This is a genomic window from Ramlibacter sp. (assembly GCF_035706265.1).
GTDB lineage: Bacteria > Pseudomonadota > Gammaproteobacteria > Burkholderiales > Burkholderiaceae_C > Ramlibacter.
Map to the genome: position 1 here is coordinate 1 of NZ_DASSVG010000656.1, position 4488 is coordinate 4488.

The 4488-nt window shown below is 69.4% G+C and carries 7 protein-coding genes and 1 pseudogene; 3 read left to right on the forward strand and 5 right to left on the reverse strand.

Annotated elements, in window-relative coordinates; all coding sequences use genetic code 11:
• Window positions 1–230: pseudogene (locus VFM98_RS23530) on the reverse strand (hypothetical protein); the annotation flags it as partial.
• Window positions 231–304: 74 nt separating this feature from the next.
• On the opposite strand from VFM98_RS23530, the gene VFM98_RS23535 reads away from it, so the two are divergent.
• Together VFM98_RS23535 and VFM98_RS23540 are read left to right on the forward strand one after the other, a co-directional pair.
• Entirely contained in the window at window positions 305–802 is a 498-nt protein-coding gene (locus VFM98_RS23535) for a flavodoxin family protein (RefSeq protein ID WP_325112330.1), read from the forward strand.
• Between the two features lie 44 nt (window positions 803–846).
• Window positions 847–1257 (forward strand): YchJ family protein, encoded by a 411-nt coding sequence (locus VFM98_RS23540; protein ID WP_325112324.1) that lies wholly within the window; start codon window positions 847–849, stop codon window positions 1255–1257.
• 57 nt (window positions 1258–1314) lie between these two features.
• Here the strand turns inward: VFM98_RS23540 and VFM98_RS23545 are convergent, their stop codons facing one another.
• The 4 genes from VFM98_RS23545 to VFM98_RS23560 all read right to left on the reverse strand — a co-directional run bounded on the left by VFM98_RS23545 (window position 1315) and on the right by VFM98_RS23560 (window position 3616).
• Window positions 1315–1905 (reverse strand): hypothetical protein, encoded by a 591-nt coding sequence (locus VFM98_RS23545; RefSeq protein ID WP_325112325.1) that lies wholly within the window; start codon window positions 1903–1905, stop codon window positions 1315–1317.
• Window positions 1906–1945: 40 nt separating this feature from the next.
• Complete coding sequence (locus VFM98_RS23550) at window positions 1946–2368, reverse strand: PACE efflux transporter (RefSeq protein WP_325112326.1); 423 nt, start codon at window positions 2366–2368, stop codon at window positions 1946–1948.
• A 160-nt stretch (window positions 2369–2528) separates the two neighbouring features.
• A complete protein-coding gene (locus VFM98_RS23555) occupies window positions 2529–3179 on the reverse strand; it encodes a hemerythrin domain-containing protein (protein ID WP_325112327.1) in 651 nt (216 codons plus the stop codon).
• A gap of 122 nt (window positions 3180–3301) precedes the next feature.
• On the reverse strand, window positions 3302–3616 hold the full coding sequence (locus VFM98_RS23560; RefSeq protein WP_325112328.1) for a hypothetical protein: 315 nt from the start codon (window positions 3614–3616) through the stop codon (window positions 3302–3304).
• A gap of 173 nt (window positions 3617–3789) precedes the next feature.
• Here VFM98_RS23560 and VFM98_RS23565 point away from each other — a divergent pair, with 173 nt between their 5' ends.
• On the forward strand, window positions 3790–4386 hold the full coding sequence (locus VFM98_RS23565; RefSeq protein ID WP_325112329.1) for a TetR/AcrR family transcriptional regulator: 597 nt from the start codon (window positions 3790–3792) through the stop codon (window positions 4384–4386).
• Window positions 4387–4488 lie beyond the last annotated feature (102 nt).

Consider the following 4488-nt stretch of genomic DNA (forward strand, 5'->3'; position numbering starts at 1 on the left):
CAGGTGTCCGAGGGGCGGTCGAGGCGGTAGATGCCGCAGTGATTCTGCTGGTAGAGGCGGTCGGGATTGCCGCCGGCGAAGCGCACGCAATGCGGGTCGTGTCCGAACTCCGGATCCGGCTGCGGCAGGAACTCGGCGCGCACGCGACGACCAGCGGGCAGCAACGTGGTGCGCGCGCTATCGATGGCCGCGACGAGTCTGTAACGACGCATTACGGCGAGCGGCTGCATTGCTACATTTGCGCGGTCGAACCGTGGCGATGCGGGTGCTGCAGGCCACGCGCATGGCGACTATGCTGGGCGACATGACGTCCAGGACCTTGCTCGTCGTCTATCACACCATGACAGGGGGCACCGAGCAGATGGCACGCGCGGCCGCCGAGGGCGCGCAGGAGGAGCCAAGCGTGCGTGTGCGCCTGCTCCGGGCGCCGGAGACGCAACCCGACGACGTCCTGGGTGCCGATGGCTATGTGTTCGCGACGCCGGAAAACCTGGCCGCCATGGCGGGGCTCATGAAGGACTTCTTCGATCGCTGCTACTACGCCGCGCTGGATCGGGTGAACGGCCGGCCCTACGCCGTGCTGGTCTGCGCCGGCAGCGATGGCCAGAACGCCGTGCGGCAGGTCGAACGCATTGCGACGGGCTGGCGGCTGCGCTCGGTGGCGCCGGCACTGGTCGTGTGCACCCATGCCCAGACGCCCGAGGAGATCGCGCGGCAGAAGCAGATCGACGCGGCCGACCTCGCACGCTGCCGTGAGCTGGGCAACGCGCTCGCGGCCGGCCTGGCGCTCGGGGTGTACTGATCGTTTGGCACCGGCATGGCATGGAGCAGCGGTAGCATGACGCGATGCACCGCTCGCTTCCACCTTCGACGGCGTGTCCCTGCGGCCGCACCGGCGATCGCGGCCGACCGCTGGCCTTCGGTGCTTGCTGCGGCCGCTGGCTGGGGAGCGAACCGGCGCCAGACGCCGAGGCACTCATGCGCTCACGCTACACCGCCCACGTGCTTGGCGACGGAGCCTACCTTCTTGCCACCTGGCATCCGGGCACCCGACCGCCCGACGCCGAACCCGCCCCCGCGACCAGGTGGCTGGGCCTCGAAGTCCGCGACTTCCAGGTGGTCGATGACGCGCACGCGGAAGTCGAGTTCATCGCGCGCTACCGCGTGCAAGGCCGCGGCGGGCGCCTGCACGAGCGCAGCCGCTTCGTGCGCGAGGACGACGGGCGCTGGTACTACGTCGACGGCGAGATCTTCTAGAAGCGCCAGGCCTGCAGCAGGACGGTGGATCGGTAGGGAATCGGCGATGCGTGCCGCTCAGCGGCCGATCGTGCGGATCGCTTCGGTCAGCAGGGCCGGCAACTCCGACGCATCCAGCGCGGCGCCGGCTCCGGGCGAGCCGCGCTTCCACAGGAAAAGGGAGCGGCCGTTCTGCACACCTGCATAGCCCTCCGGGGCGCCCACCGGCTTCAACGGGCCAGCGGCATCGCCGCCGGGCCGGCGGATGGCGGCGACGGTGACCTCGTGCCACGTATCGGGGTGCTCCTCGCCTCGGCGCTCGCGCAGGGAGTATCGAACCTGCACGAGCGCGAACGGCACGCCGTCGGCCTGGCCATGGATCGCACGGGTGCATTGGAGCTCGCCGTCGCTCGACCACTCGTGCCAGGGTGCGGGCGTGCCGAACGGGTCGAGATCGGCGCAGGATGGGCCGCTACGGAAGGCCCCCTGCAGCCGTGTGGCCGCCTCCTGCCACTGTGCATCGGTGTGGCGTTCGAGGCCGCGACCGAGCAGGAACAACAAGGCGAATCCAGCCGCGCCGCACAGCACCGCGGGCACCAGCATCCCGCGATTCGCCAGGAAGATCGCAAGTCCGACGCAGGCAATGACGGCAGGAATCAGCCAGAGCATGCAGACATGCTAGCCGAGAGGCCCTCCGGCCTTTCCTGCATCAGCCTTTGGCTGACGCAGGGAGGCCGAAGACCCGGTCGAACGCCCACGTGAAGGCGATGGCGTAGACGAAGAAGAACACCAGCAGCCCCAGGTTGGCAATGAACGCCGTGACCGGTGAAATCTCCAGCCAGAGGGACATGACGGGAACGAGGATGACGGCGAGTCCTCCTTCGAAGCCGACGCCATGTGCAAGCCGCCGCGCGAACGATCGGCCCCGCACGGCCTGGCGCGACTCCCAGCGCTCGAAGATCCAGTTGAACGCGTAGTTCCACGTCAGCGCGATGGTGGAGAGCACCACGGCCAGCCCGAACGTGGAGGTTTGCGGCTTGGAGAAGGCGATGCTCAGGACAGGGCCGACGACGGCGATGGCGATCGCCTCGTAGAGGACGGCTTGGAGGATGCGGCGGCTGGTGGGTGTCATGAAGGAAGGACCGTGCGCCGGGCCGTCCCGGACATTGTTCCCACGATGGGGGAGGCCGTTCCTCCTGGCGAGCCCGCGTCGAGAGCGGGGCTCACCGTCGATTGTACGGGGATGGCAGGTTCAAGGCCGGGGGACGAAGATCTTGAACAAGGGCGCGGCCTCAGCGCAGGAAGAACTCCTGCCACTCGAGATCCGTCCACCACTCGGCTTCCAGTCCGTCGCAGGTCTCGCCGTGGGCGCGGCACATGAAGCAGCCGTCCCCGCGCGTGAGCGAAGCGTCCTCCAGCGGGCGGTAGCGGGCCAGCAAGCCCGCGCCCTCCTGGCGGGCGGCCGCCTCCGACGGGCGCATCGGCCGGTCGGGCAATTCTTGGATGCCGCAGCGGCCCAGCCGCTCGGTCCCCTCCGGGTACAGGACGGAGTTCTCCGCGTCGATATGCCGCCAGAGCGCGTGCGAGTAGCGGATGGCCAGGGACCGAAGCCGGTCACCATCGTCGGGCGATTGCGGCCTCTGGTGGAGCAATGGCGTCATCTCGCGCAGCCACTCCTCCATCTCGGCGTGCTCGCGCAGGACGGCGTGCACGGGTCCGCGGTCGCCCGGCAGGTCCGCCTCGGTCACGAGCGCATGGAAGAACACCTGCTCCTCGCGCTCGTGATGGAAGCGGCCGGCGAACTCGGTGAAGAACGCAGCGAAGCGCCTGCCGTCCTCCGGGTCCGCGGTGCCGCCGACGAGCCCGTCGACGTAGGTGCGCAGGGAGCCGAGCACCCGATCGATCAGCACGTGTTCGTCCTGGAATGTGTCGATCAGCTTCATCGTCGGCCCCGTCCTCGTCTACCCCTCGATTCTCGCCAGGGCGGCACCGGTGCGCTCCATGTCACCGGCCCACGTAAGGTCATCGAATCGCCCGGCGGATCGAAGCTCCGGACGTTTCGCCGTCAACGGCGCCGATGGTGGTGAGGGCGATGGTGCCCGTGCCGGTGAGGACCTCGCAGATACAACCCGTATGGCTGGACGTAGACCGGCGCCGGGACGTAGTACACCGGCTGCGGCTGCACATACAACACGGGATAAGGCTGCACATAGACCGGCGCGGGTTGCACGAGCACGGGTGCGGGCTGCGCGTAGTAGACGCCGGGCACCCCGATCGACAGGTAGACGCTGGTCCTGGCCTGGGCCGCGGGCGAGAGACCCATGACAGTGGCCACGACGGCGGCCGCGGCCAGCATGCGGGAACGGGAAAGCACTCTCATGGCGAGCCTCCTTCGCTGCTGTGCAAGCATGCTGCGCCTTCCCGCGCCAGGCAAGCTCAGCAGGATGCACCTGCTCGTCCTGAAGCAGTGCAGGGCCGGGACCGCAAAGCCCCTGGAAATATGACGGTCATCATATTCCGGCGTATGCTGCGGGCATCGAACAGGGCGCTCCCATGGAAACCACCCCCACCCGCAAGCAGCAGACGCACGACCGCATCGTCGACACCGCAGCGCGCGTGCTGCGCGAAACGGGCTTCCAGGGCGTGGGGGTCGCCGACATCATGAAGCGGGCCGGCCTCACGCACGGCGGCTTCTATGCCCACTTCCCGTCCCGCGACGCGCTGGTCGCGGAGGCGCTGGAGCGCGCCGGGGAGGACAGCCGCCTGCGCCTGGAGCGGGCCATCGCCGCCGGCGAGGCGAAGGGCGCGAGCCGCTTCCGCGCGCTGGTCGAGAGCTATCTCTCGGAGCGCCACCTGAAGTGTCCGGAGAGCGGCTGCCCCGTGGCGGCGCTGGGTTCGGAAATCCCGCGGCAGGGCGAGGCCGTGCGCGAGGCAGCGCAGGCCCGGGTCGCGTCCCTCCTCACCGCCGTCGAATCCGCGCTGGGCTCGGGCCAGCCCGTGGGCACGGCGGCCGTGGTCACGGCGCAGATGGTGGGCGCGCTGCAGATCGCGCGCGCCCTCGGCGACAACGCCAGCGGCCGCCGCCAGCTCGCGGCGTGCCGCCAATTCCTGCTGGAGCAATTCGAAAGCGAGCGGCCCGCGGGCCGCTGAACCGGGGCGCGCCATCCGGCGCGCTCGAACCGGCCGTCGAATATGACGGTCATCATATTTGCCAGGAGCTTGCCATGCGTCTCTCCAATGCGGTCGTCCTGA

Excerpts from the sequence above, each read along its gene's own strand:
- VFM98_RS23560 (WP_325112328.1), bottom strand. The coding sequence starts at position 3,616 with ATGAGAGTGCTTTCCCGTTCCCGCATGCTGGCCGCGGCCGCCGTCGTG.
- VFM98_RS23545 (WP_325112325.1), bottom strand. The coding sequence starts at position 1,905 with ATGCTCTGGCTGATTCCTGCCGTCATTGCCTGCGTCGGACTTGCGATC.
- VFM98_RS23555 (WP_325112327.1), bottom strand. The coding sequence starts at position 3,179 with ATGAAGCTGATCGACACATTCCAGGACGAACACGTGCTGATCGATCGG.
- VFM98_RS23540 (WP_325112324.1), top strand. The coding sequence starts at position 847 with ATGCACCGCTCGCTTCCACCTTCGACGGCGTGTCCCTGCGGCCGCACC.
- VFM98_RS23550 (WP_325112326.1), bottom strand. The coding sequence starts at position 2,368 with ATGACACCCACCAGCCGCCGCATCCTCCAAGCCGTCCTCTACGAGGCG.
- VFM98_RS23535 (WP_325112330.1), top strand. The coding sequence starts at position 305 with ATGACGTCCAGGACCTTGCTCGTCGTCTATCACACCATGACAGGGGGC.
- VFM98_RS23565 (WP_325112329.1), top strand. The coding sequence starts at position 3,790 with ATGGAAACCACCCCCACCCGCAAGCAGCAGACGCACGACCGCATCGTC.